Annotated in this window: 21 protein-coding genes; 14 read left to right on the top strand and 7 right to left on the bottom strand. The window is 65.1% G+C overall.

The features are described 5' to 3' along the window. Positions 1-69: 69 nt before the first annotated feature. Positions 70-597: a DUF2147 domain-containing protein gene (locus ISP20_RS12950; RefSeq protein ID WP_204636502.1), complete on the bottom strand. Its 528-nt coding sequence runs from the start codon at positions 595-597 to the stop codon at positions 70-72. A 54-nt stretch (positions 598-651) separates the two neighbouring features. Here ISP20_RS12950 and hpnI point away from each other — a divergent pair, with 54 nt between their 5' ends. The 5 genes from hpnI to ISP20_RS12925 are packed head-to-tail and all read left to right on the top strand — an operon-like array spanning position 652 to position 6092. Then, positions 652-1815: a bacteriohopanetetrol glucosamine biosynthesis glycosyltransferase HpnI gene (gene hpnI, locus ISP20_RS12945; protein WP_239535774.1), complete on the top strand. Its 1164-nt coding sequence runs from the start codon at positions 652-654 to the stop codon at positions 1813-1815. Positions 1816-1869: 54 nt separating this feature from the next. Beyond that, the gene (gene hpnJ / locus ISP20_RS12940; RefSeq protein WP_204636500.1) at positions 1870-3297 is read left to right on the top strand and encodes a hopanoid biosynthesis associated radical SAM protein HpnJ; all 1428 of its coding nucleotides are present in this window, start codon (positions 1870-1872) and stop codon (positions 3295-3297) included. Positions 3298-3319: 22 nt separating this feature from the next. Continuing rightward, positions 3320-4153 (top strand): hopanoid biosynthesis-associated protein HpnK, encoded by an 834-nt coding sequence (hpnK, locus tag ISP20_RS12935; protein WP_204636499.1) that lies wholly within the window; start codon positions 3320-3322, stop codon positions 4151-4153. After that, positions 4150-5184, top strand: coding sequence for a lysylphosphatidylglycerol synthase domain-containing protein (locus ISP20_RS12930; protein ID WP_204636498.1), 1035 nt, complete (start codon positions 4150-4152; stop codon positions 5182-5184). The genes hpnK and ISP20_RS12930 overlap by 4 nt, the downstream gene beginning before the upstream one ends. A 17-nt stretch (positions 5185-5201) precedes the next feature. Beyond that, on the top strand, positions 5202-6092 hold the full coding sequence (locus tag ISP20_RS12925) for a ferritin-like domain-containing protein (protein WP_204636497.1): 891 nt from the start codon (positions 5202-5204) through the stop codon (positions 6090-6092). A 91-nt stretch (positions 6093-6183) separates the two neighbouring features. On the opposite strand, the gene hpnA is transcribed toward ISP20_RS12925, so the two are convergent. Beyond that, positions 6184-7161: a hopanoid-associated sugar epimerase gene (gene hpnA / locus ISP20_RS12920; RefSeq protein ID WP_338030999.1), complete on the bottom strand. Its 978-nt coding sequence runs from the start codon at positions 7159-7161 to the stop codon at positions 6184-6186. A 336-nt stretch (positions 7162-7497) separates the two neighbouring features. Between hpnA and ISP20_RS12915 the strand changes: the two genes are divergently transcribed. The 4 genes from ISP20_RS12915 to ISP20_RS12900 all read left to right on the top strand — a co-directional run bounded on the left by ISP20_RS12915 (position 7498) and on the right by ISP20_RS12900 (position 14047). Further along, positions 7498-8628 carry a phytoene/squalene synthase family protein gene (locus ISP20_RS12915; RefSeq protein ID WP_204636496.1) on the top strand — a complete coding sequence of 377 codons (1131 nt, stop codon included), beginning with the start codon at positions 7498-7500 and terminating at the stop codon, positions 8626-8628. Positions 8629-8669: 41 nt separating this feature from the next. Continuing rightward, the gene (gene shc, locus ISP20_RS12910; RefSeq protein WP_239535772.1) at positions 8670-10625 is read left to right on the top strand and encodes a squalene--hopene cyclase; all 1956 of its coding nucleotides are present in this window, start codon (positions 8670-8672) and stop codon (positions 10623-10625) included. Further along, positions 10571-11359 carry a phosphorylase family protein gene (locus ISP20_RS12905; protein WP_204636494.1) on the top strand — a complete coding sequence of 263 codons (789 nt, stop codon included), beginning with the start codon at positions 10571-10573 and terminating at the stop codon, positions 11357-11359. The genes shc and ISP20_RS12905 overlap by 55 nt, the downstream gene beginning before the upstream one ends. 75 nt (positions 11360-11434) lie before the next feature. After that, positions 11435-14047, top strand: coding sequence for an MMPL family transporter (locus ISP20_RS12900; protein WP_204636493.1), 2613 nt, complete (start codon positions 11435-11437; stop codon positions 14045-14047). 174 nt (positions 14048-14221) lie between these two features. On the opposite strand, the gene ISP20_RS12895 is transcribed toward ISP20_RS12900, so the two are convergent. From ISP20_RS12895 to ISP20_RS12885, 3 genes are read right to left on the bottom strand one after another with little or no spacing between them, the layout of a single operon-like run. Next, positions 14222-15160, bottom strand: a complete 939-nt coding sequence (locus ISP20_RS12895) for a farnesyl diphosphate synthase (RefSeq protein ID WP_204636492.1) — start codon at positions 15158-15160, stop codon at positions 14222-14224. A gap of 20 nt (positions 15161-15180) precedes the next feature. Continuing rightward, positions 15181-16383 (bottom strand): 1-deoxy-D-xylulose-5-phosphate reductoisomerase, encoded by a 1203-nt coding sequence (gene ispC / locus ISP20_RS12890; protein ID WP_204636638.1) that lies wholly within the window; start codon positions 16381-16383, stop codon positions 15181-15183. A 30-nt stretch (positions 16384-16413) separates the two neighbouring features. Beyond that, positions 16414-17190, bottom strand: coding sequence for a ferredoxin--NADP reductase (locus tag ISP20_RS12885; protein WP_204636491.1), 777 nt, complete (start codon positions 17188-17190; stop codon positions 16414-16416). 285 nt (positions 17191-17475) lie between these two features. Here ISP20_RS12885 and ahpC point away from each other — a divergent pair, with 285 nt between their 5' ends. The 3 genes from ahpC (at position 17476) to ISP20_RS12870 (ending at position 21336) form a co-directional block, all read left to right on the top strand. After that, entirely contained in the window at positions 17476-18039 is a 564-nt protein-coding gene (ahpC, locus tag ISP20_RS12880) for an alkyl hydroperoxide reductase subunit C (RefSeq protein ID WP_204636490.1), read from the top strand. A gap of 153 nt (positions 18040-18192) precedes the next feature. After that, complete coding sequence (gene ahpF / locus ISP20_RS12875; protein WP_204636489.1) at positions 18193-19782, top strand: alkyl hydroperoxide reductase subunit F; 1590 nt, start codon at positions 18193-18195, stop codon at positions 19780-19782. Between the two features lie 225 nt (positions 19783-20007). Continuing rightward, on the top strand, positions 20008-21336 hold the full coding sequence (locus ISP20_RS12870) for a thioredoxin family protein (protein ID WP_204636488.1): 1329 nt from the start codon (positions 20008-20010) through the stop codon (positions 21334-21336). Between the two features lie 10 nt (positions 21337-21346). On the opposite strand, the gene ISP20_RS12865 is transcribed toward ISP20_RS12870, so the two are convergent. Next, the gene (locus ISP20_RS12865) at positions 21347-22243 is read right to left on the bottom strand and encodes a TolB family protein (RefSeq protein ID WP_239535768.1); all 897 of its coding nucleotides are present in this window, start codon (positions 22241-22243) and stop codon (positions 21347-21349) included. 133 nt (positions 22244-22376) lie between these two features. Beyond that, the gene (locus tag ISP20_RS12860) at positions 22377-22634 is read right to left on the bottom strand and encodes a hypothetical protein (RefSeq protein WP_204636486.1); all 258 of its coding nucleotides are present in this window, start codon (positions 22632-22634) and stop codon (positions 22377-22379) included. A 249-nt stretch (positions 22635-22883) separates the two neighbouring features. Here ISP20_RS12860 and ISP20_RS12855 point away from each other — a divergent pair, with 249 nt between their 5' ends. Together ISP20_RS12855 and ISP20_RS12850 are read left to right on the top strand one after the other, a co-directional pair. After that, on the top strand, positions 22884-23567 hold the full coding sequence (locus tag ISP20_RS12855; protein WP_204636485.1) for an aspartyl/asparaginyl beta-hydroxylase domain-containing protein: 684 nt from the start codon (positions 22884-22886) through the stop codon (positions 23565-23567). Between the two features lie 62 nt (positions 23568-23629). Continuing rightward, a complete protein-coding gene (locus ISP20_RS12850) occupies positions 23630-24517 on the top strand; it encodes a patatin-like phospholipase family protein (RefSeq protein ID WP_204636484.1) in 888 nt (295 codons plus the stop codon). The last annotated feature ends 37 nt before the right edge of the window (positions 24518-24554 follow it).

Below are 24554 nucleotides of genomic sequence, written 5' to 3'. Positions count from 1 at the left end.
TCGTGCGACCGTCAAACGAACGCACTCAGGCTAGCAAGGTTGAGCGACGCGGTGTAGCCCCTTGTGCGTTCAGCGCGCCGAAGAGGCACTGCCGGAAGACACAGGAAACGGCTCGTGCGTGCGTGTCCAGTTGGTGCTTCCACCCAGCAGCGTGATGCCGATGTAGCCGCGCAAAACCAGCCGATCCGGCGATGGCAGATGAATTTCGCAGTGGTATTGCTTGCCGTTGTCGGTGTTGTACACACGGCCATCCACCCAGGCGTGCGCGTCGGCGTCGTAATGCAGTCCCCACAACAGGCGCAGGCCGGTCAGCGGACGCGAACGCAGCGCGGGATCGGGATTGTGGCGGTCCGTGACGATCTTCCCGTCGAGTTCCGGGCCATCCTCCGCGCCGTACCTATCGTGCAGCTGCCATACGATCGCGCCCACGAAGGTATCGCCTTCGCGCTGGATGCGGATGACGGCGTCGCGGCTTTCCACCAGCCAGTCGCCCTCGATGGCGGTGGCCGGCGAACCGTCGCCCGCGGGCGTCTGCGCAAGCGCAGCCGTACCTATCAGGCACAGACACACGATCCAGCGCAAAAAGTAGGCTTTCACAAAGTGCATGCATTCATTTTGGAAGGAATGGTGGATCGTGACCTAATCGACCTCATGCCCACTTTCTCCATCCCATCGCTGCTGTCAGGGCTTGGCCTGGTGCTCGCCTCGTGCGCGACCGCCTATGCCTGGCTGAGCCTGTGGGCCTGGTTTCGTAGCGAACGCCGCAAGCAGCATCGGCGAGCGACCGTGAACGATCAGGCAAGCCGCCCGGTCAGCGTGCTCAAGCCGCTGCATGGCGCCGAGCCCGGCCTTTACGAAAACCTGAAAGGGTTCTGTGCGCAGCGATACGCGCACTACGAAATCCTGTTCGGCGTGCGCGATCCGGACGACCCGGCGATTGCCATCGTGCAGCGCCTGCAGCGCGAGTTTCCCGCACTTTCCATGGCGCTGGTGATCGATCCCGTCGTGCACGGCGCCAACTTCAAGATCAGCAACCTGATCAACCTGCTGGCGCACGCACGCCATGACTGGCTGGTGCTGGCCGACAGCGACATCAGCGTGGCGCCGGATTACCTGGCACGCGTCACCGCGCCGCTGGGCGATCCGCAGGTGGGTATCGTCACCTGTCTCTATCACGGCGTGGCGCACGGCGGCTTGGTGGCGAGGCTGGGCCGCCTGTTCATCGACGACTGGTTCGCGCCTTCCGTGCGACTGGCGCATGCCTTCGGCTCCACCCGCTTCGCCTTCGGCTCCACCATCGCCGTGCGTCGCGACACGCTGGATGCCATTGGCGGCTTCGACGCGCTGAAGGACACCCTGGCCGACGATTTCTGGCTGGGCGAACGATCGCGCCAACGCGGCTTGCGCACTGTACTGAGCGATGTCGTGGTGGGCACCGACGTGAGCGAAAACCGCCTCTCCAGCCTGTGGTCGCACGAATTGCGCTGGATGCGCACGATTCGCGCCATCTCCCCGGCAGGATTCGCATTCAGCTTCGTGTGCTTCACCTGGCCGCTGTTGGCGCTGGCGCTGCTGCTGTGCCCCACGATTGCCTGCCTGCTCGTGGCTGCGCTGGGAGTTGTCGCCCGCCTAGGACGATATCTGGCAGCCTGGCGCAGCACCGCAAGAACCCGGCGCGGGCAGGACCTCTGGCTCACTCCTTTGCGCGACGCACTGTTGCTGCTGGAATGGGCCGGCGCGCTGACCCATTGGCGCGTGCAATGGCGCGGACAGGCGCTGCATGCGCGCGACCATGCGCCATCGCGCTATCCTTGAGCACGATGTGTTGAACCACTCATTGCGGACGCAGCTGCAGGAGCTTGACCATCCATGAAGACGCTTTTTCTGCAAGCCCCTTCGTTTGACGGTTTCGATGGCGGCGCGGGTTCGCGCTACCAGGCCAAACGAGAGATCAAGAGTTTCTGGTATCCCACCTGGCTGGCGCAGCCGGCCGCGCTCGTCCCCGGTTCGCGCGTGCTCGATGCGCCGGTGGAGGAACTGTCGGTGGAAGAAACCCTCGACATCGCCGCCGGCTACGAGCTGGTGATCATCCACACCAGCACGCCTTCCTTTCCCACCGATGCGAAATTCGCCGAGCTGATCAAGCAGCGCCGCGCGGACATCCTGATCGGCATGGTGGGCGCCAAGGTGGCGGTGGAACCGGATGCCTCGCTGCTGGCATCGCCCGCGATCGACTTCGTCGCCCGCGAAGAATTCGACTACACCTGCAAGGAAGTGGCCGAAGGCCGCGCCTTCAAGGACATCGCCGGGATCAGCTACAAACTGATCGACGGCAGCGTGCAGCACAACCCGTCGCGCGCCACCATCGAGCAGATGGACGACCTGCCCTTCGTGGCGCCGATCTACCAGCGCGACCTGAAGATCGACCGCTATTTCATCGGCTACCTGCTGCACCCCTACGTGTCGATCTACACCGGCCGCGGCTGCCGCTCGAAATGCACATTCTGCCTGTGGCCGCAGACGGTGGGCGGCCATCGTTACCGCGTGCGCTCCGCCGCCAACGTGCTGGCCGAAGCGAAGTGGATCAAGGAGAACATGCCGCAGGTGCGCGAACTGATGTTCGACGACGACACCTTCACCGACAGCTCCAACATGGAACGCGTGCACGAGATTGCACGCGGCCTGCATGCCATGGGCTGGACCTGGAGCTGCAACGCCAAGGCGAACGTGCCGTACGAGTCGCTCAAGATCATGAAGGAGAACGGCCTGCGCCTGCTGCTGGTGGGCTACGAATCGGGCGACGACCAGATCCTGCACAACATCAAGAAGGGCTTGCGCACCGACATCGCGCGCACCTTCACCGAGAACTGCCGCAAGCTGGGCATCACGGTGCATGGCACCTTCATCCTCGGCCTGCCGGGCGAGACAAAGGAAACCATCGCACGCACCATCGCCTACGCCAAGGAAATCAATCCGCACACCATCCAGGTCTCGCTGGCCGCGCCGTACCCGGGCACCACGCTGTACAAGCAGGCGATCGAGAACGGCTGGCTGGAACACAACACGGCCGCCAACACGGTCAACGACAAGGGCGTGCAACTGGCGATGATCAGTTACCCGCATCTGTCCAAGGAAGAGATCTTCCACGGCGTGGAGACGTTCTACCGCAGCTTCTATTTCCGCCCGTCGAAGATCTGGGAGATCGTCAAGGAAATGGCCGGCAGCTGGGAAATGACCCGGCGACGATTGCGCGAAGGGGTGGAGTTCTTCCGCTTCCTGCGCGCGCACGAGGCATGACGCCGCAGCCCCCGCGTCACCGATGATGGCATCGCCCGCAGCAGCCACGCGCCCGCGCTTGATCGTGACGGCCGACGATTTCGGCCTGCATCCGGCAGTGAACCACGCCGTGGAACGCGGTTTTCGCGAGGGGGTGCTGCGTGCGGCCAGCCTGATGGTGACGGCGCCGGCCGTCGCCGATGCGGTGGCACGCGCCAAGCGCATGCGGGGCCTGGCGGTGGGACTGCACCTGGTGCTCGCCGACGGGCAATCCGCGCTGGCTCCGTCACAGATACCCGCCCTGGTCGACGCGCGCGGCCGCTTCGGCGACGATATGCTGCGCGACGGGTTTCGATTCTTCTTCCTGCCGCATGTGCGCACGCAGCTGGCCGCGGAGATCCGGGCACAGTTCGAAGCGTTCGCCGCCACCCGTCTGCCGCTCGACCACGTCAACGCCCATAAACATTTCCATCTTCATCCGACGGTGCTTTCCTTGATCCTATCGATTGGGCGCGATTACGGCCTGCAAGCGGTGCGCTGGCCCGCCGAACCCGGCTCCGGCCCCTGGCTGAAGCCCTGGCTCGCGCTGATGCGCCATCGTCTGCGACGCGCGGGGATGCGTTCGAACGACCGCGTGTTCGGCATCCGGCACAGCGGCGGCATGGACGAACAGGCGTTGCTCGACGTGGTCGAGCATCTGCCGCAAGGACTTAGCGAGATCTACCTGCACCCGGCTACGCATAACGCGCTGACGCCCACGATGGCGCATTACCGCCATGCCGATGAACTGGCCGCACTGCTGTCGCCTCGCGTCCGCCGCGCCGTGGCCGAGCACTGCCAGCTTTGCGATGGCTTTGGCGATCCGGCAGCCGCATGAAATATTTTGTTTATCTCGCCGGCTTGCTCGGCCTGGTCGCCGCGATCATCCTGGTGACACAGCAGAACTGGTCGGCCATCCGCGGCGCCTTCGACCATGCCGGCTGGGCCTTGTTGTGGCTGTTGCCGTTCCACGCGCTGCCGCTGTTGCTGGACGTGTTCGGATGGCATGCGCTGCTGGCCCCCAGTGATCCACAACGCCGCGTGCGCATGCCGTTCCTGTTCTGGGTCGCCACCGTGCGCGAGGCGTGCAACCGCCTGCTGCCGGTGGCCAACGTCGGCGGCGAAATCGTCGGCATCCGGCTGGTCAAGTGGCGCGGCCTGGAAGGTGCGCCGGTGGCGGCAAGCGTGATCATCGAAGTGCTGCTCACGCTGGTGAGCCAGTACATCTTCGTGGCTTTGGGCCTGTTGCTGTTGATCGGCATGGCCGGCCACATCGGCACGTTGAACTCGGTGATCGGCGCGGTGGTCGCGACACTGCCGCTGCCGATCGGGCTGATCTGGATCCTGCGTCACGGCCAGCTGTTCTCGCGCCTGGAAACCTTTGCGGAAAAACTGCTGGGCGGCCCGTCGCGCTTTACCGAATTGCTCGATGGTGCCCGCCTCGACGACGAAGTGCGCAAGCTGTACGGCATGCCCGCCCGGCTGGGCGTGGCCTGCGCCTGGCAGGTGGCCGGCTTCGTGGTCGGCAGCTTCGAAAGCTGGCTGGCCCTGCAACTGCTGGGCTACCCCATTTCCGTGTGGGATGCGATCGCCATCGAGGCCACCACGCAGGCCGTGCGCCACATCATTTTCTTCGTGCCCGCCGGCCTGGGCGTACAGGAAGGCGGCCTGGTGCTGTTCGGCAATATCATTGGCCTGCCGGCGGATGCGGCCATCGCCCTGTCGCTGGTGAAACGCGCCCGTGAGGTAGGCTTTGGCGTGCCGGCGTTGTTGTCGTGGCAGTGGGCGGAAGCGCATCGCCTGCACCGTCGCTGGCTGTCGCGCCGCAAGCCCGCGTTGTCCGATGCACCGGACCGGAAGTTGTCGTAACGCAACGAGGTGAACCTGTGTCCCATGACGCCGTAGCCGACGCCGACCACAGCATGCGCCACTGGGCCGGCAACGAGCCGGGGCGCATCAGGATCGGTTCCGATGCGCACAAGCGGCTGTTCTGCCGCATGATCCTGGACACGCACAACCCGTACAAACCGGCCGTGATCGAATGGCCGGCGCTCGATGCCGACACTTTGCATCGCATCACCTCGCTGCCGATCTGGGACATCGCCGTGCAGACCGAGGGCAAGGCCAAGCTGCGCGTGGCCACTTACACGAATACCATCGTCGATCCCCTGCTGCGCGAAGCGCTGACCATGGACGGCGACGAGGAAGCGCGCCACAAGGTGGTGCTCAGCAAGATGGTCGAAGCCTACGGCATCGCACTGGCGCCCGAGCCCGAATACGAGGTGCCGAAGGATCCCGAATGGGGCTGGCTGGTCACCGGTTACAGCGAGTGCATCGACAGCTTCTTCGCCTTCGGCCTGTTCGAGTCGGCCAAGCGCACGGGTTATTTTCCCGCCGAACTGGTGGAAACGTTCGAGCCGGTGATGCAGGAAGAGGCGCGCCACATCCTGTTTTTCGCCAACTGGGTGGCGTGGCATCGCAAGCAATTGCCGTGGTGGCGGCGTCCCGCGTTCGAGCTGAAGGTGCTGCGGGTATGGCTGTTCCTGATCTGGGAACGCATCGGCATCGCCAAGGGCCTGGACAACAACGGCGAGATGCAGGACGCGAACTTCACCATCACCGGCCACCAGCAAATCGGCCTGGACCTGAAGATCGGCGAGCTGCTGGAGCTGTGCCTGGCGCAGGACAGTTTCCGCATGGGCGGCTACGACGAGCGCCTGCTGCGGCCGACCTTCGTGCCGCGCATGGCGCGGCTGGCACGGCGTTTCATGCGCTAGAAAGATCTCCTGTGGGAGCGCACTTGTGCGCGACAAGCCGACGAAGTGATAGCACCGACACTCTGCGGTCGCGCACAAGGTTGCCGACAACTCAGCGGTGCAGACTGAACCAGGCGACCGCATCTTCCAGCGCAAGCCGCACCGGCCCCGCCGCGTAACCAAGTTCCCGCTCCGCCTTGGCGCTGCTGAAGAACATCCGCTTGCGCGACATGCGCACCTCTTCCACCGTGGCGATCGGCGGCCGGCCGCTCAGCCGTGCCCATGCCTCGGCCACGTAGGCCACCGGCATCACCGCGCCGTGCGGCAGGCGCCAGCGCGGCGGCGGGCGGCCCACGATGTCGGCAATCTCGAACAACAACTCGCGCAGGCTCAGGTCGGCGCCGCCGAGGATGTAACGCTCGCCCACCACGCCATGCTTGAACGCCAGCCAGTGCCCGTCCGCCACATCGTCCACGTGCACCACGTTGAGACCCGTGTCGACATAGGCCGGCATGCGGCCCGCCATCGCATCGCGCACCAACCGCCCGGTCGGCGTGGGCTTGATGTCGCGCGGTCCGATCGGCGTCGAGGGATTGACGATCACCACCGGCACGCCCTGCGCCGCAAAACCGGCTGCCACCTGTTCGGCAAGAAACTTCGAGCGCTTGTAGTGGCCGACCATGTCGCCCAGCGACACCGGTGTGGTTTCCGTGCCCGGCGTGCCATCTTTCGGAATGCCCAGCGTCGCCACGCTGCTGGTATAGACCACCCGTGGCACCCCGGCGCGCTGCGCGGCGTCGAGCAAGGCACGCGTGCCTTCGACATTGGTCTGATACAGCTCCTGCGGCCGCGGTGCCCACAGGCGGTAATCGGCGGCCAGGTGGAACAGCGCATCGCAACCGTCGCAAATCCTTGCCAGCGAGGCGGCGTCGGTGAGGTCGCCTTCGACCACCTCCACTTCCAGGCCTTGCAGGTTGCGCCGGTCGGCACCCGCACGAACCAGTGCGCGCACGTGGTGATCCTCGCGCAGCAACCGCCGCACCACGGCCGATCCCACGAACCCCGTTGCGCCGGTGACCAGCGACCTCACGGCGGCCCTGCCAAGCTGTGCCCACCTATCGCCAGCATGCATCCTGGACACATAAGGCTGTCGTTCCTGAACTCGCGGGAAGAGTTGAGTTTCATTATGTATACACGACGCGCAAAGCGGCGCGTGACGCCACCGTAGCCGTTTCGCCACGGACCGTACCAGTGCCTGTGACAGGCGTGCGTTGCGGCGGCTTTCGCGGCGGACCGGTAGCGTCTCTACGAATCGATGACATTCGCTTTGGTGATATGGCCGGGTCTCCCATGTGCGGGGTGATACCATGCCTGTGTCGCTGGTTTCTCTCTGTATGTGAATACATAAGAACGCCGAGGCACGCCCATGTTCGACGCAAAGCAAGCGGCTGCGATCGCCCCCAGCAACGCCAGCGCTTACCAGGAAGCGATTCTTCCGAAAGTGTCACGCACGTTCGCCCTGACGATTCCGCAGCTGCCACCGGCGCTGCGCGACGTCGTCGCCAATGCCTATCTGCTCTGCCGCATCGCGGACACCATCGAGGATGAACCCGCCTTCAGCGCGGACGAAAAAGGCCGTTACGAGAACGCTTTCGTCGACGCCGTGACCGGACGCATCGATGCGCGCGAGTTCGCCGCCCAGGTCGCGCCGCGCCTCTCGGAGGCCACCTCGGAAAGCGAACGCGAGCTGCTGTCGCGCTTGCCATTGGTGCTGGAGATCACCGGCACCTTCAACCCCACCCAGCACGAAGCCATCGTGCAATGCCTGCGCGTGATGTCCGAGGGCATGCACGATTTCCAGCGCGTGGTCGGCCTGCAAGGCCTGGACACGCTGCGCGACCTGGATCGCTACTGCTATCACGTCGCCGGCGTGGTCGGCGAAATGCTCACCAAGCTGCTGGTCGATTTCGAACCCGAACTCACGCCGCAGACGCGTACGCTGATGCGCCTGGCCATTTCGTTTGGCCAGGGCCTGCAGATGACCAACATCCTCAAGGACCAGTGGGAGGATCGCAGCCACGGCGTGTGCTGGTTGCCGCACGATATCTTCGCACGCTACGGCGTGGAGCTGCGGGACCTCAGCGCCGGCCAGCAGGATGCGCACTATGCGGACGCGATGATCGAACTGATCGGCATCGCCCATTCGCACCTCTGCCGTGCGGTGGAATACACCTTGATCGTCCCTGCCAGGCACGCGGGTTTCCGTCGCTTCTGCCTGTGGAGCATCGGCCTGGCCGTGCTCACGCTGCGCAATCTGCAGGACCGGCTCGACTTCTCCTCGGGCACCCAGGTGAAGGTGTCGCGTGCGGCCGTGGCACAGACCATCGGCCTGACCCGCCTCACCGACAAGTACGATCCTGCCGTGCGTTTCCTGTTCGGCGCGGCGGCGCGCAAGTTGCCGCTCACGCCGCTGGCGCCGGAATGGGATGTCGCGCAGCCCACCCCTGCGTGGCCATGGCGGAGGGCATCGCCGTTGAAAAACGCGCGATCGCTATGACGGATTCCTCTGCTACCGTCGTCGACTCCGCCCCGCCCTTCATGCGTCAACCGCTCCACGATGCCAGTCGCATCGACCGGGCCATCGACCGCGCGCGCCAGGCACTGATCGCGCGCCAGCGAACGGATGGCCACTGGTGTTTCGAATTTGAAACAGACTGCACGATCTCGTCCGAATACATACTGATGATGCACTTCATCGACGAGATCGACGAGGTACTGCAGGAAAAGCTGGCCCGCTACATCCGCCTCAAGCAACGCCTGGACACGCATGGCGGCTGGCCGCTGTACCACGACGGTGCGCTCGACCTGTCCTGCACCGTGAAGGCCTACTACGCGCTGAAGGCGGCCGGCGATGCACCCGACGCGCCGCATATGCGCCGTGCCCGCGATGCCATCCTGGCCAAGGGCGGCGCGGCGAAGAGCAATGTGTTCACCCGCATCCTGCTGGCGATGTTCGGCCAGGTGCCGTGGCGCGCCGCGCCGTACGTGCCCGTCGAGATCATGCTGTTTCCGCGCTGGATGCCGTTCCACCTCGAGAAGGTGTCGTACTGGGCACGCAGCACGATGGTGCCGCTGTTCATCCTCTGCACGATGAAGGCAAAGGCAAAGAATCCTCGCCAGGTCGGCATCGCCGAATTGTTCGTGACGCCGCCGGAGCAGGAACGGCAGTACTTCGCCACCACCACCTTCGTCAGCAAGCTGTTCCTGCTGCTCGACAAGCTGGGTCGCGCCTGCGATCCGCTGATGCCCTCGTCGCTGCGCCGCAAGGCCATCCGCAAAGCCGAGCAATGGTTTCTGCCGCGGCTAAACGGCGAGGACGGTCTGGGCGCGATCTTTCCGCCGATGGTGAACGCGCTGGAGGCGATGGACCTGCTCGGCTACGCCAAGGATCACCCGGTCCGCGCCACCTGCCTGCGCTCGCTGCAGAAGCTGATCGTGCACCGCGACGACGGCACGGCTTATTGCCAGCCCTGCGTGTCGCCGGTGTGGGACACCGGCTGGGCCGCCATGGCGCTGTTGCGCACCTCGGCCGATGAGGACACGCAAGCCGTGGTGACGCGGGCGCTGGAATGGCTCGCGCCGCTGCAGGAACTGCAATGCAAGGGCGACTGGTCGGTGCAGGCGCCGGGGCTGCCGCCCGGCGGCTGGGCGTTCCAGTACGCCAATGCGTATTACCCGGATCTGGACGACACCGCCGTCGTGGCCGCACTGCTGCACGTGGCCGTGCGTGGCACGCCGCGTGAGGGCGTCCATCGCGAGCGCATCGAACGCGCTGCGGACTGGCTGGTCGGCATGCAGTCGGACAACGGCGGATTCGCCTCGTTCGATCGCAACAACACGCACTATCACATCAACGAGATTCCCTTCGCCGATCATGGCGCGATGCTCGATCCGCCGACGGAAGACGTGTCGGGCCGCGTGCTGGCGTTTCTCGGCCTGCTCGGGCGTCCGCAGGACCAGCCCGCGATCGAACGCTGCATCGCCTATCTGCGCAGCGCGCGATTGCCGGATGGTTCGTACTGGGGTCGCTGGGGTACCAACTACATCTACGGCACCTGGTCGGTGCTCGGAGGACTCGCACTGGCCGGCCAGGACATGCGCCAGCCGTGGATACGCGCCTCCGTCGACTGGCTGTTCTCCCGACAGCATGCCGACGGTGGCTGGGGCGAAACCAACGACACCTATTTCGACCCTGCCTTGCGCGGCACCAACGACGGCGTGAGCACCCCGCACAGCACGGCATGGGCCGTGCTCGGCCTGTGTGCCGCGGGCGAGCACTCGTCCGAAGCGGCGCATCGCGGCGTGCGCTGGCTGCTCGATCATCAGCAGGCCGCGGGCGAAACCGAAGCGGATCTCTGGTATCACCCCAGCTTCAACGCACCGGGATTCCCGCGTGTGTTCTTCCTGAAATATCACGGCTACACGGCATATTTTCCGCTATGGGCACTCAGCCGCTATCGCCAGCTGCTTGCGAACTCGTCGCCGACGAGGTGACGCCGGGCAGCGTGGGCTTCGTCACCGCGCTTGCCTCGGAAGCGCGGGCGCTGACGCGCCGGTCGCTGCGCGTGCGCACGGCGTTGCCGCTCGAACAAGGCGGCGTGCTCTGGCTTTCCGGCATGGGCCAGCAAGCAGCGCGAGACGGCGCGCTTGCACTGATCGATGCAGGCGCAACGGCATTGGTGTCCTTCGGCGTGGCTGGCGGCCTGGCGCCCGGCCTGCGCAGCGGCACTTTGTTCTGCCCGTCCTGCGTACTCGACGAGCGCAGCCATGATTACCAGCCCGATGCCTCGTGGCGCGCCGCGCTTATCCGAAGCCTGGGTACAACGAGTCTTCCAATCGTCCATGAAGGCACTTTGCTGAGCCTGCTCGCGCCGTTACTCAGCGTCGCTGAAAAAGGCGCGATGCGCGAACGCCATCAGGCCCTGGCCGTCGATATGGAGAGCGCAGCGATTGCCGCGGTGGCGGGCGAATACCGCATACCGTTCATCGTGCTGCGCGCCATCGTCGACGAGCGCACGGACAACGTACCGGTCGAACTGCAAACCAGCATCGATGCCTGGGGCCGGCCGCGCGCGGGTCGCCTGATCCTCAGCGTGTTGCGGCATCCCGGCTTGCTTGCACACCTGCCCGGCCTGGCTGCGCGCATGCACAAGGCCACGGGTGCCCTGCGTACGGCGGCCAAAGTAGCCGGCACCGATTTGGCGCGCGCAGCACGACAGCCCTGCTAATCTCACCTTGTACTCGGATGCCAGGCCTGGCCTCGACGGAGCGCCGGCGGCATCGAAGCCTGGAGGCCCGACGGCGTGTTCAGAGCGATCCATAAAGGCCTGGTCTGGCTGGTCGACCGCAGCGGTCGTCACTACCTCATGGTGCTGTCGCTGGCGCTGCTGCTGGTGGTACTGAGCCTGTGGGGAGCATCCAGCAAGCTGAGCATCGACACCGATGCGGACCATCTGTTCTCCGAGAAACTCGCCTGGCGGCAACAGAGCCAGGCCTTCGCGCGACAGTTCCCGCAGTTCAGCGACACCCTCACCGCCGTGGTGCGCGCGCCCACGCCGGAGGAAGCGCGCATCGCGGCGGAGGCATTGAACGCCAAGCTGCAGGCGGACACGCTGCACTTCCACTCATCGACCACACCGGGCATCAGTCCGTTCTTCAACCGCGAGGGATTGTTGCTGCTGCCGCAGGACGAGCTGCAAAGCACGCTCGACAGCATGCTGCAGGCGCAGCCGCTGCTCGGCCCGCTGGCCAAGGATCCGTCCGCGCGGGGCTTGTTCAACGGCATCGACCTGATGGTGGAAGGCGTGCGCCGCGGCATGGCCAACGACCTGTCGTCGTACGACTCGGCGCTCGGCAATGTGGCGCAAACGATGGAGGATTCGCTGGCCGGCAAGAACGCGCCGCTGTCCTGGCAGGCGCTGCTGACGCCCAACCTGGTGAACAGCAACGGTGGCCAGGAATTCATCCTGATTCATCCCGTGCTCGATCACACCGCGCTCGAACCGGGAGCCGCGGCCACCGAGGCCATGCTGAAGCTGGCCGACACCTTGCCCGAGGTGAAGTCCGGCCGCGTACACGTCAATTACACCGGCTCGGTACCGCTGGCGGATGAGGAGTTCGCCTCGCTGACCGATCGCGCGGGCCCGATCGCCATCGGCAGCAGCCTGCTGCTGGTGTTCTGGCTGGTGCTGGCCCTGGGCACCTGGCGGCTGATCGTGCCGGTCATCATCACGCTGATCGTGGGTCTGATTTACACGGTGGGCTTTGCCGCGTTCGCAGTGGGACGCCTCAACCTGGTCTCGGTCGCCTTTGCCGTGCTGTTCGTGGGCCTGGCGGTGGATTTCGGCATCCAGTTGGGTGTGCGCCTGCACGCGCGCCAGTACAGCGACCGCACCTTCGACGACTCGTTGCACGAGACCGCCAACCGCGTCGTCAGCCAGGTAGGTCTTGCCGCCCTGGCCACTGCCTGCGGCTTCCTCGCGTTCGCGCCCACGGATTTCACCGGCGTGGCGGAGCTCGGCATCATTGCGGGCGTCGGCATGTTGCTGGCGCTGCTGTGCACGCTCACCGTGCTGCCGGCGCTGTTGCATCTTCTGTCGAAGGGATCGCCGCACGCGGAAGTGGCGTTGCCCGGCGGCGCCGCGGCGGATGCGTGGCTGGCGCGTCACAGCAAGGCGGTGCAGATCGTTTTCGCCGTGCTGGGCGCGGTAGGCATCTGGTGTGCCATCACCATTCCGTTCGACGCCAATCCGCTGCATACCAAGAATGAAAACAGCGAAGCGATGCGCACGCTCAAGTCGCTGATGGAAGATCCCAACACCAACCCATTCACCATGGACATTCTGGTCAAGGACCTGCCCACCGCCAAGGCGTTGAGCGAACGCCTGGGCAAGCTGCCGGAAGTGGCACAGGTGGTTTCGGGCGTCGACTTCGTCCCCACCGGACAAGCCGACAAGCTCGACCAGCTGCAGCAGGCGTCCGACCTGATGTTCGCCGTGCTCAATCCGGGCGAGAAGATCGCGCCACCCAGCTATGCCCAGATACGCGACGCCGCCAAGGACACCAGCGAAGGAATTGCCAGCGTGGCCGACAAGCTGCCGGCCAACTCGCCGCTGCGCCGGATCGGCCGCGCGCTGGCCGGCTTGTCGCATGGCACGGATCAACAGGCGGCGACCGCCAATCAGGCGCTGACCCAGTTCCTGCCCTATACGCTGCACCAGCTCGCCGACTCGCTGTCGGCTACCGCCATCACCCTGCAGAATCTGCCGCCCGAGGTGAGACGCGATTGGTTCGCCGCCGATGGGCGCGTGCGCGTGCAGGTGACACCGACGGTCCAGGCACAGAGCACGGCGGGCTTGCGCCACTTCGTGCAGGTCGTGCAGCAGGCCGCGCCGGACGCCGCCGGTTCCGCCGTCGACACGATCCGGGCCGCCGACACCATCCTCATCGCGTTCCGCGAAGCGGCCGTCTATGCCATCACCGCCATCGCCATCGTGCTGATGCTGGTGTTGCGCCGCGTGCGCGATGCAGGGCTGGTGCTGGCCACGTTGCTGATGTCGGCCCTGCTTACCGCGTTGTTCGCGCGGCTGTGCGGCATCTCCATCAACTTCGCCAACATCATTGCGCTGCCGCTGCTGCTGGGTGTGGGGGTGTCGTTCAACATCTATTTCGTGATGAACTGGCGACACGGCATGCACCAGTTCCTCGGCTCGCCCACCGCGCGCGCCATCCTGTTTTCCGCGCTCACCACCGGCACGGCGTTCGGCAGCCTGGCCATCGCGCGCCATCCGGGCACGGCCAGCATGGGCACGGTGCTGCTGCTGAGCCTGCTTGCCGTGCTGCTCTCCACCTTCGCGTTTTTGCCGGCAATGCTTTATTCGATTGGGACGTGCAAAGAGCCGCTTGCTAATACGTGAACCAACCCATGTCGGGGCGTTCCTCTCTCGCTCGTCATTCCGGCGTAGGCCGGAATCCAGTAGCCGCTGTACAGGGTTTTCGCGAAGACCTTGCACCCTCGCTACTGGATTCCGGCCTACGCCGGAATGACGCTGAGGGAAATGGTCGTTCGGCCGAGATTTTGAACGGGTGCCTTAGCGGATGCGGTGCACGACCATGTCGGCCAGCTCATGCAGGTGCATGGCACGCTCGCCCAGGGGCGCGAGTGCCGCATGGGCGCGCTCGCCGAGGTCGCCTGCGAGTGCGCGGGACGCATCCAGGCCTAGCAGCGACACATAGGTGGGTTTGTTGTCCTGCGCATCCTTGCCCGGCGTCTTGCCCAGCGTGGCGGCGTCGGTGGTGACGTCGAGGATGTCGTCCACCACCTGGAAGGCCAGGCCCACGGCACGCTGGTAGACGTCTAGCGCCGCATGCAATTCCCCGGACAACGGCAAGGGGCCGCAGTGCGCGCCCATGAAGATGGAAGCCCGCAGCAACGCACCCGTCTTGAGCCGATGCATCTGTTCGAGCTGCTCGCGCGCCAACACGCGGCCCACGCTGGCCAGGTCGATCGCCTGCCCGCCCACCATGCCCAGCGAACTGCTGGCGCTCGCCAGTTCCTTCAACAACGCGACCCGCTGGATCGGCGTGGCGGGAAGATCGCCAAGCACGGCAAACGCCTGCGCCTGCAGCCCGTCGCCTACCAGGATGGCCATGGCCTCGCCGTAGCGCACATGCACCGTGGGCTGGCCACGACGCAGCAGATCGTTGTCCATCGCCGGCAGGTCGTCGTGCACCAGCGAATAGGCATGGATCATTTCGATGGCGCTGGCGGCACCATCGAGGATGGCCGGATCCGCCTCCACCAGCTCGCCCGCCGCATGGCACAGCAATGCGCGCAAGCGCTTGCCGCCGCCCAGCGTGGCGTAGCGCATGCCGTCGTGCAGCGTCGTCGGCGGCGTGTCGCTGGACGGCAGGTAGTGCTCCAGCGCCCGCTCGGTGCGCTGCACGATCCGTGGCATCCAGGTGCTGAGCGGCTCCGCGCTCGCGGCGATGCCGTTCGAGGCAGGCCACAGTTGAAAGGCTTCACTCACGTCAACCACTCCACATCACATCAATGAACGGCGCCGACGGCCTGGCGAATCGTCGGCAGTTGCGCGATGAACTGGCGCGCCGTCGCGCGTGCAAGTTCGTCCGCGGCAAGAATGTCTTCCAGCGTCGCGGAGCCGGCCAGCGGCGGCAGGCGATCCAGCGTCCGCTCGACCAGGCGCGCGATATCGGTAAAGCGGAGCTTCTCGTGCAGGAACGCGTCCACGGCGATCTCGTTGGCTGCGTTGAGGGTGACGCTGGCCGTGCAACCGTCGCGCAGCACCTGCAATCCCAGCCGCAGGCAGGGGAAGCGCGCGAGATCGGGCGTATGGAAACTCAGGTTGGCCATGCGCGTGAGATCCAGCGGCGCCACACCGGAGTCGACACGCTGGGGATAGGCCATGGCATGCGCAATCGGCGTGCGCATGTCCGGATTGCCCAGCTGCGCGAGCACCGACTGGTCGGCATACGCCACCATCGAATGGATCACGCTCTGCGGATGGATCAACACCTCGATGCGTTCGGGCGGCATGTCGAACAACCAGCGCGCCTCGATGGTTTCCAGCCCCTTGTTCATCATGGTGGCGGAATCGACGGATATCTTGCGTCCCATCACCCAGTTCGGATGCTTGCATGCCTGCTCGGGCGTCACCCCGTCGAGCGTGTCCAGTTCCCGCTGCAGGAACGGGCCGCCGGAGGCGGTGAGGATCAGTCGCTCCACCCCGGTGCCCCTGCACGAGCCGGTGCTCAGGCACTGGAAGATGGCGTTGTGCTCGCTGTCCAGCGGCAACAAGGTGGCGCCGTGTTGCGCCACCGTGCGCATGAACAGCGCGCCGGACATCACCAGCGCCTCCTTGTTCGCCAACAGGATCTTCTTGCCGGCGCGCGCCGCGGCCAGCGATGAAGCAAGCCCTGCACCGCCCACGATCGCCGCCACCACCGCGTCGCATCCGGACGAGCTCGCCACCGCGCTCAATGCCTGCGGGCCGTAGGCCACTTCGGTGTTCAAGCGCGCCGCACGCAACTTCTGTTCGAGTTCGGCCGCGCCGTGGGCATCGCCGACCACGGCGATTTCCGGAAGAAACGCCAGGCACTGCTCGAACAGGCGGTCGATACGCTGATGGGCGGTCAGCGCAAACACGCGGAACCGATCCGGGTGACGCGCCGCCACGTCCAGCGTACTGGTGCCGATGGAGCCGGTGGAACCGAGAATGGCCAGCCGCTGCATGCTCATCTCATTGCCTCCTACCACGTGCGTTCACCGTTCGACGAACGCACGCTCGATCACATAGTCGCCCGGCTCGCGCGTCCGCGGCGAGGCGCGGAAACCGCGGCCATCCAGCAAGGCACTGGTGTCGTCCAGCATGGCCTGGCTGCCGCACAGCATCACCCGGTCGGTCTCGGGGTTGAGCGGCGGCAGGCCCGCAAAATCGCTCATGCGCGCATCCACGATCGCATCCGTCAGACGCCCGCGGTGGCGAAACGGTTCGCGCGTGACGCTGGGGTAATACACCAATTTGTCGCGCACCAGTTCGCCCAGGTAATCGTGCGCGGGCAGCTGTTGCTCCAGGTATTGGGCAAACACCAGGTCGCTGATGCGGCGCACGCCATGGGCCAGCACGATCTTGTCGAAGCGCTGGTAGGCCTCCGGATCGCGCACGATGCTCAGGAAGGGCGCCAGGCCGGTGCCCGTGCCCAGCAGGTACAGATGCTTGCCCGGCTTCAGGTCGTTCAACACCAGCGTGCCGGTGGGTTTGCGGCTGACCATGATGGGATCGCCGGGCTTCAGGTGCTGCAGGCGCGACGTGAGCGGCCCGTCCTGCACCTTGATGCTGACGAATTCCAGGTGTTCCTCGTAGTTGGCGCTGGCAATCGAATACGCGCGCATCAGCGGCTTGCCTTCCACCTCCAGCCCCAGCATCACGAAGTGTCCGCTGTCGAAGCGAAAACCGGGGTCCCGCGTGGTACGGAAACTGAAGAGGCTATCGTTCCAGTGATGCACTTCGAGCACGTACTCCGTCGCCAATGCCACCATCGCTGCCACCTTTGCCGAGTGAAGAGATCGACTTCGATGAGGCGAACGTTGCAACGCTTCGTGCCAAATGGACGTGAGGATCGCGCCCGAAACAGGCCGAGGCGGCGCCTTGCATCGGCCGCCGACGCCACCACTTCCGGACCCGTCGGATGGGGCAAAATGAGGCTCCAGGCCGACCACCCATAGCCAGGCTCAATGAGCCTGATGCCAACAATCAATTAGACCTATGGATTCAAACCCCGTAGTCTTACTACTCAACCCACCACAACCAACGGAAACCAACCGATGTCGTTGATCAACACCGAAATCAAACCGTTCAAGGCCCAGGCTTACAAGGATGGCCAGTTTATCGAAGTGACCGATGCCTCCTTGAAGGGCAAGTGGTCCGTGGTGGTGTTCTACCCCGCCGACTTCACCTTCGTCTGCCCGACGGAGCTGGAAGATCTGGCCGATCACAACGCCGAGTTCCAGAAGCTGGGCGTGGACATCTACGCCGTATCGACCGACACCCACTTCGCGCACAAGGCGTGGCACGACACGTCCGACGCGATCAAGAAGGTGAACTACGCCATGATCGGCGATCCGACCGGCGCGATCACCCGCAACTTCGACGTGATGATCGAAGAGGAAGGCCTGGCCCTGCGCGGCACCTTCCTGATCAACCCGGAAGGCCAGATCAAGCTGTGCGAAATCCACGACAACGGCATCGGCCGTGACGCGTCGGAGCTGCTGCGCAAGGTCAAGGCCGCGCAGTACGTCGCCTCCCACCCGGGTGAAGTGTGCCCGGCCAAGTGGAAGGAAGGCGAGAAGACCCTGAAGCCGTCGCTCAGCCTGGTTGGCAAGATCTAAGTTCATCGCTGTCCTGTCTTGCGGCCCGCTGCATCGGGCCGCCCTGGACCCGGCGATCCGCCGGGTCCGCTCTCCCCGATTCACGATGCGCACGACGCCGGGCCAAGGCCGCGGCGGCGGTAGCGCTCACCCCGAATAAAGGATGAATTCACCATGTTGGATGCCGATCTGAAGTCCCAGTTGCAGGCCTATCTCGAAAAGGTCGTCCACCCGATCGAGCTGGTCGCTTCGCTCGACCAGGGCGAAAGCTCGCAGGAGCTGAAGGAACTGCTGGAAGACATCGCGCCGCTGTCCGACAAGGTGTCCCTGCGCCTGGACGGCAACGACAAGCGCAAGCCCTCCTTCGCGATCAATCGCACCGGCACCGACGTGAGCGTGCGCTTCGCCGGCATCCCGATGGGCCACGAGTTCACCTCGCTGGTGCTGGCGTTGCTGCAGGTGGGCGGTCATCCGTCCAAGGCTTCGCAGGAAGTGATCGAGCAGGTGCGCAATCTCGACGGCGAATATCGCTTCGAGACGTTCATGTCGCTCTCCTGCCACAGCTGCCCGGACACGGTGCAGGCACTGAACCTGATGAGCGTGCTCAATCCGAACATCTCGCATGTCGCGATCGACGGTGCGCTGTTCCAGGACGAAGTGAACGAGCGCCAGGTGATGGCCGTACCCACCGTCTATCTCAACGGCGAATTCTTCGACACCGGCCGCATGGAGATCGAACAGATCGCCGCGCGCCTGGACACCAATGCGCATGCACGCGCTGCCGAACGTCTAAACACCAAGGCACCGTTCGACGTGCTGGTGGTCGGCGGCGGCCCGGCCGGCGCTTCGGCGGCCATCTACGCCGCGCGCAAAGGCATCCGTACCGGCGTGGCCGCCGAGCGTTTCGGCGGCCAGGTGCTGGACACCATGGCAATCGAGAATTTCATCTCGGTGCCGTACACCGAAGGCCCCAAGCTGGCTGCCTCGCTGGAACAGCACGTGCACGAATACGACGTGGACGTGATGAACCTGCAGCGTGCCGAGCAGCTCATTCCCGCCACCACCGAAGGCGGCCTGCATGAGGTGCGCCTCGCCAACGGCGCCACGCTGAAGGCGAAGACGGTGATCCTTTCCACCGGCGCGCGCTGGCGCAACATGAACGTGCCGGGCGAGCAGGAATACCGCAACAAGGGCGTCACCTATTGCCCGCATTGCGACGGCCCGCTGTTCAAGGGCAAGCGCGTGGCGGTGATCGGCGGCGGCAATTCGGGCGTTGAGGCGGCGATCGACCTGGCCGGCATCGTCGGTCACGTCACCCTGCTCGAATTCGACAGCAAGCTGCGTGCGGATGAAGTCCTGCAGCGCAAGCTGCGCAGCCTGCCCAACGTCACCATCATCGTCAGCGCGCAGACCACCGAAGTGCTGGGCGACGAGCAGAAGGTGACCGGTCTCAACTACACCGACCGCAGCAGCGGCCAGGCGCATTCGGTGGCGCTCGAAGGCGTGTTCGTGCAGATCGGCCTGCTGCCCAACACCGACTGGCTGAAGGGCACGGTGCAGTTGTCGCCGCGCCACGAGATCGAAGTGGACGCCCGCGGTGAAACCTCGGTACCGGGCGTATTCGCCGCAGGCGACGTTACCACCGTGCCGTACAAGCAGATCGTGATCGCGATGGGCGAAGGCTCGAAGGCCTCGCTGAGCGCCTTCGATTACCTGATCCGCCTGCCGGTTGAAGAGATCGAGCAGGAAGCCGTCACCGCCTGACGAAAGCCGTTCCACGCCCGGTCGTGCGCAGCCGAATCCCCTCTCGGCGCGCGGGGCCGGGCTTTTTTTTGCGCGGCCGCCCAGGCGCACATACCCGGCAGCCCAATCACCACGCGGCTTATAACCCCGCGTGATGCCGACATGAGAAATGCTCATCTGCCGGAGTCTTTCAATCGTTCAGCGTCCGGGCTTCCATAGCGCTACTTCCGCCGTCGACCCGCCGCCATGCTCAACGCCCTCCGTCACACCAAGGCCCCGCTGCTCGCGGCGCTGCTTGCTGCCCTGCCCGCCGCCGGACTGCATGCGGCCGAGGCAAAGACGCCACTGACCATCGACGAGGCGTTGAAGGCTTCCGCCGCACAGCATCGGCCGGTGCTGGTCGATTTCCAGGCGGTGTGGTGTTACTCGTGCTACTACATGGCCAGCCATGTGTTGAACGGCGCCGAATGGAATGCCGTGGAACGCAAGGCCATCGTGGTACAGGCCGATGCCGATTCGCCGGACGGCCAGACCTGGATGAAGAAACTCCACGCCTCCTTCCTGCCGAGCTATGTCGTGCTCGACGAACATGGCAACGAACTGGGGCGTATTTCGGCGGAACAGCCGCGCGAAAAGTTCTATCCGAAGATCAACGCCATCCTGGCCAGCGGCGACACCCTCGACGGCCTCAAGCAGAAGGCCGCCAACGGCGCGCCCGATGCCGTGGCCGATGTGCTGGAGGCGTATCAGGCACGCTCCGAGGGCGGCGAAGGCCTGGCTTGGTTCGCCGCGCTGTCTTCGTCGCGACAACAGGACGCGGGCAAGAACGCGCGCGTCCAGGTCGCCCTCGATCAGCTCGCACTGGCCAAGGCCCGGGCAGCGAACGACAACGCAGCGGTGATCGCCAGCGCACAGAAAGTGCTGGCCCAGGAGATCGGTTGCCAGCGGCCCTACGTGCTGGACAACCTGCTCGACGCCAGCGCCAGGTTGCCGGCGGACCAGCGCAAGACCCTGTTGGCCACGCAACGCCAGCCGCTCGAGCACTACGTCAACACGCAGGTGCTGATCGCCACGCCCGCATGCGCGGACCAGCGCAGTGCCGTGCTCGCCAGCGCCGACCTGGATGACGCACTGGGGGATGCAGCGGCAGCCTCGGCCATCCTCGACCGCGCCATCACGCAAACCCGGCAGCGCCTGGGCAACAAACTCGGCAGCGATCGCAATCTCGCCGACAACCTGCGCATCTATCTATTGCGCGCCAAGCGCACGGCCGAGCTGGACGACTACCAGCAACAACTGATCGCGGCGTATCCGGACGATTACGTCTACGCCTACCGCTATGGCCGCAACCTGGTGGAAACCGGCAAACCGGCGCAGGCCCTGCCCTATCTCTCGCAGGCAGCCGACAAGGCCTATGGCGCCAACCGGCTCGCCGTGGCCCTGCAGCGCGTGAAGGCACTCAAGGCGCTGCATCGCGACGATGAGGCCAGCAAGGTGGCCAGCGATGTGCTGGAAAGCAACGGACCATGGTTCCCCAAGCAGGCCGACGCGTTGAAGGCTGCGCTGAAGGCATAGGCGATCGGCATCATTCGATCCGCGCCGACGCCGTCGTGGTCACCGCACCGCACTGCGGCGGCCACGCTTCCTGTCCATCGATGTGCCAGACGAAGAACTCGCCCGATTTCGGTTCGCCGGTGTCGCGGGCGAACAGCAGGGTTTTCCCTGATGGCGAGAACAGTGCGCCGATTTCCGAGCCGTTGACGTTGACCTCCTGCCCCAGCTTCCTGCGCGGCAGCCAGCCCTGCAGGCCCAGGCGTGACTGGTAGAGTCCGCCGTCGGCCATCAGGATCAGGCGCCCACCGTCCGGGGAAGGTAACGGCTCATATTCGTCGCCGGCCGTATTGATCGCGGGGCCGGCGTTCTCGACCACCCATGCGCCAGACTCGGTTTCACGTGCACGCCAGATGTCGTTCTTCCCCAGGCCGCCCGGCCGGTTCGAACCGAAGTACAGCCATCCATCCGGCGCCAGACGCGGAAACCATTCGGCCTCCTCCGAATTGACCGGAGCGGGCAGACGTACCGGCGTTTTCCAGTGGCCATCGGCTGCGCGGTCGGCCCGCCAGATGTCCAGATCCCTGCTCTTGATGCTGCCGGTCGCGCGCGTGGAGATGTAATACACGCTGCGGCCATCCGGCGTGAACCACGGATCGGCTTCCGCACCCGGCGCGGCGAAAGCCGCAGGCAGCGGATCGCTCCAGCGCGTGCCATCGCAATGCGAATGAAGAATGCGCCAGCCGGAAAACGACTTGGAGCTGCGCACGAAGTACAGCTCGCCGGTGCGCGGATCGAAGGCCGGATGCGACTCGAACAGGTCGCTGGACACGCCCGGCGGCGTCCAGGGCTGCACGCTCGATGAGGCTGCGGCGGCAACTGCGCCCAGCGGCGTAAGGGCAAGCCAGAAAGCGACAACGCGAGGCTTCATGCGCATGGGCACCGCAACGCTCGTGTGAGGTGGGCCGATGGTAGCCCAGCCGCGTCCGCGCGATACACGCACGGACGCGCCACCGCCTCGCGCACCGACCGAGTGCGCGAGGTGACGGCCGTTGCGCATCGCCTCAGCGATGCAGCTGCTGCAGCAAGTGCTCCAACTCGGCGCGCAACTGCCTCACCTGAGACAGGGCGCCATCGCGCTCGCGCATCACTTCCTGATGCACCGCGAGCGACACCACGTGCATCGACAGGGTTTTCTTTCTGGCCCGGTAGCGTCGAGCGCGCTCGGCCGCCGTCAAGGCATTGGGCTTGCGTGGACGTCCGCGCGGACGCTTGAAATTCAAGGGCAACGCAAGCGTGCCCGGATCTCGTGGATCAACCATGACGCCTCCTCCTTGTGTGCCGCCTATTTTACGTGACGTCACGTAAAATACAAGAAAAATCTCACGAAAAAACAGCCGCAAACGCGAGTTTTTTCATCTGAAGTAACTGATAGGCGTTGTCGACCGACCGGCCTCTCGCGCGTTCACCTGACGAGGAGATTCCTGTCGCTACCGTGCGATACGTGGCTATCGGGGGAGGCAGACGCACGGCCCCAGTCCACCAAGTAGAAGAAGAAAGGAACACCGAAGATGGATTCGCTCTATGAGCTGTCATCACGGGCCATCCGCCGTCTCTACGACGCTCGCATCCGCACTCCGCCCGTGCTGGATATCGACACCCAGTTCCCCAATGGACGCCGTTTCCACGACGCGTGGGAAGTGATTCGCGGCGAGGCCATGGCCATCCTCGAAAGCAGCCAGCCGATCCCGCGCTTCCACGAGATCATGCCGGCGCAAGCGGACATCTCGGCCACCGACGGGCGCGACTGGCGCATGTTCCTGCTCAAGGTGTACGGGCAGGACCTCCCTTCGAACCAGGCCCGCTGTCCGTTTTTATCGGAGCTGCTGGCCACCTGCCCCGACGTGCTGTCGGCCACGCTGTCCTTCCTGGCGCCGCACAAACACATCCCCCGTCACAGCGGACCGTTCCGCGGCATCCTGCGTTACCAGCTGAACCTGGAAGTGCCGCTGGCCGACGATGGCCGGCCGGGCGCCGTGCTATGGCTGGCCGGCGACGAACACCGGCTGGGCAGCGGCGAGCAGTTGCTGTGGGACGACACCTATCCGCATGAAGTGTGGAACCGCAGCGAGCAGACACGCGTGGCGTTGCTGCTGGATGTGCGTCGACCGGACATGCCGCTGGACCTGCGCCTGCTGTCGAACGCCGTGACCAAGGGCGTCGGCCTGGTGGCGCGCTGGCGAGGCTTTTCCTGAGTCGGCAGCGCTATCCTTGCCCTTCCGTGCGTAGAACACGAACTCAGGCAGGAAAGGGAAGCATGCTCGGCAAAGTGGAGGAAACCCGCGCACTCGACTTCAGCGGAATGAGCACGCTGGTGCTCGCCGGCGGCGGCAATCGATGCTGGTGGCAGGCGGGCGCACTACGGCATTTGATGGAGCAAGGCATGCGCCTGCCCGCGCAACTGGTCGGCACCAGTGCGGGCGCCGCCGTCGCTGCCTCCATTCTCGCGGAAGGCGCCGACACGGCACTGCAGGCATGCCTGAAGCTCTATGCGAGCAATCCAAGGATCTTCGACTGGTCCAGCCTGTCGAAACTCAAGCTGAAATTTGCCCACCAGCACGTGTACCCCGCATGGGTCGAAGCGTTCTTGAACGAAACCACCTTCGACACGCTGCGCCACTCGTCGTCACGCCTTGTCGTTGCGCTCACGCGGCCGGCGCGGTTCCTGGGCATGAGAGGGTCCGTTGCCGCGGGAACAGTGGCCTACCTCGTCGACAAATACCTGTGGAACAGCATCCACCCCCGCCTCCCTCGCCTGTTCGGGCTTCGCCAGGACTTCATGGTCTTGAACGACTGTTCCGATATCGAGATGGCGCAGTCGCTTCTTATCGCGGCGGCGTCGGCACCACCCATCATGTCCGCCCGTCCGGTGGGCGGCGGACCTGCGATCGATGGCGGCTACACGGACAACGCGCCGATTCCGCCCCAGTCGGAACAGGAGCGGTCGACCACGCTGGTGATGCTCACCCGCCACTATCCGAAACTCCCGCCATTGTTCCGCTGGCACGGACGAACCTACTGGCAGCCCAGTCAACGCATTCCTGTTTCAACCTGGGACTGCACCTCGAAAACCACGGTGCATGAGGCCTACGATCTGGGTGCGCAGGATTCGATACAGGCACTGGAAACGGGCCTGCTTCGATAGCCATGCGTTTGTTTTACAGCGATCGAAGATCCATGCA

The organism is Dyella kyungheensis (assembly GCF_016905005.1).
In the GTDB taxonomy this organism is placed as follows: domain Bacteria; phylum Pseudomonadota; class Gammaproteobacteria; order Xanthomonadales; family Rhodanobacteraceae; genus Dyella; species Dyella kyungheensis.
The sequence above is the reverse complement of the archived record's forward strand: the minus strand, read 5'-3'. Positions and strand labels throughout refer to the sequence as shown.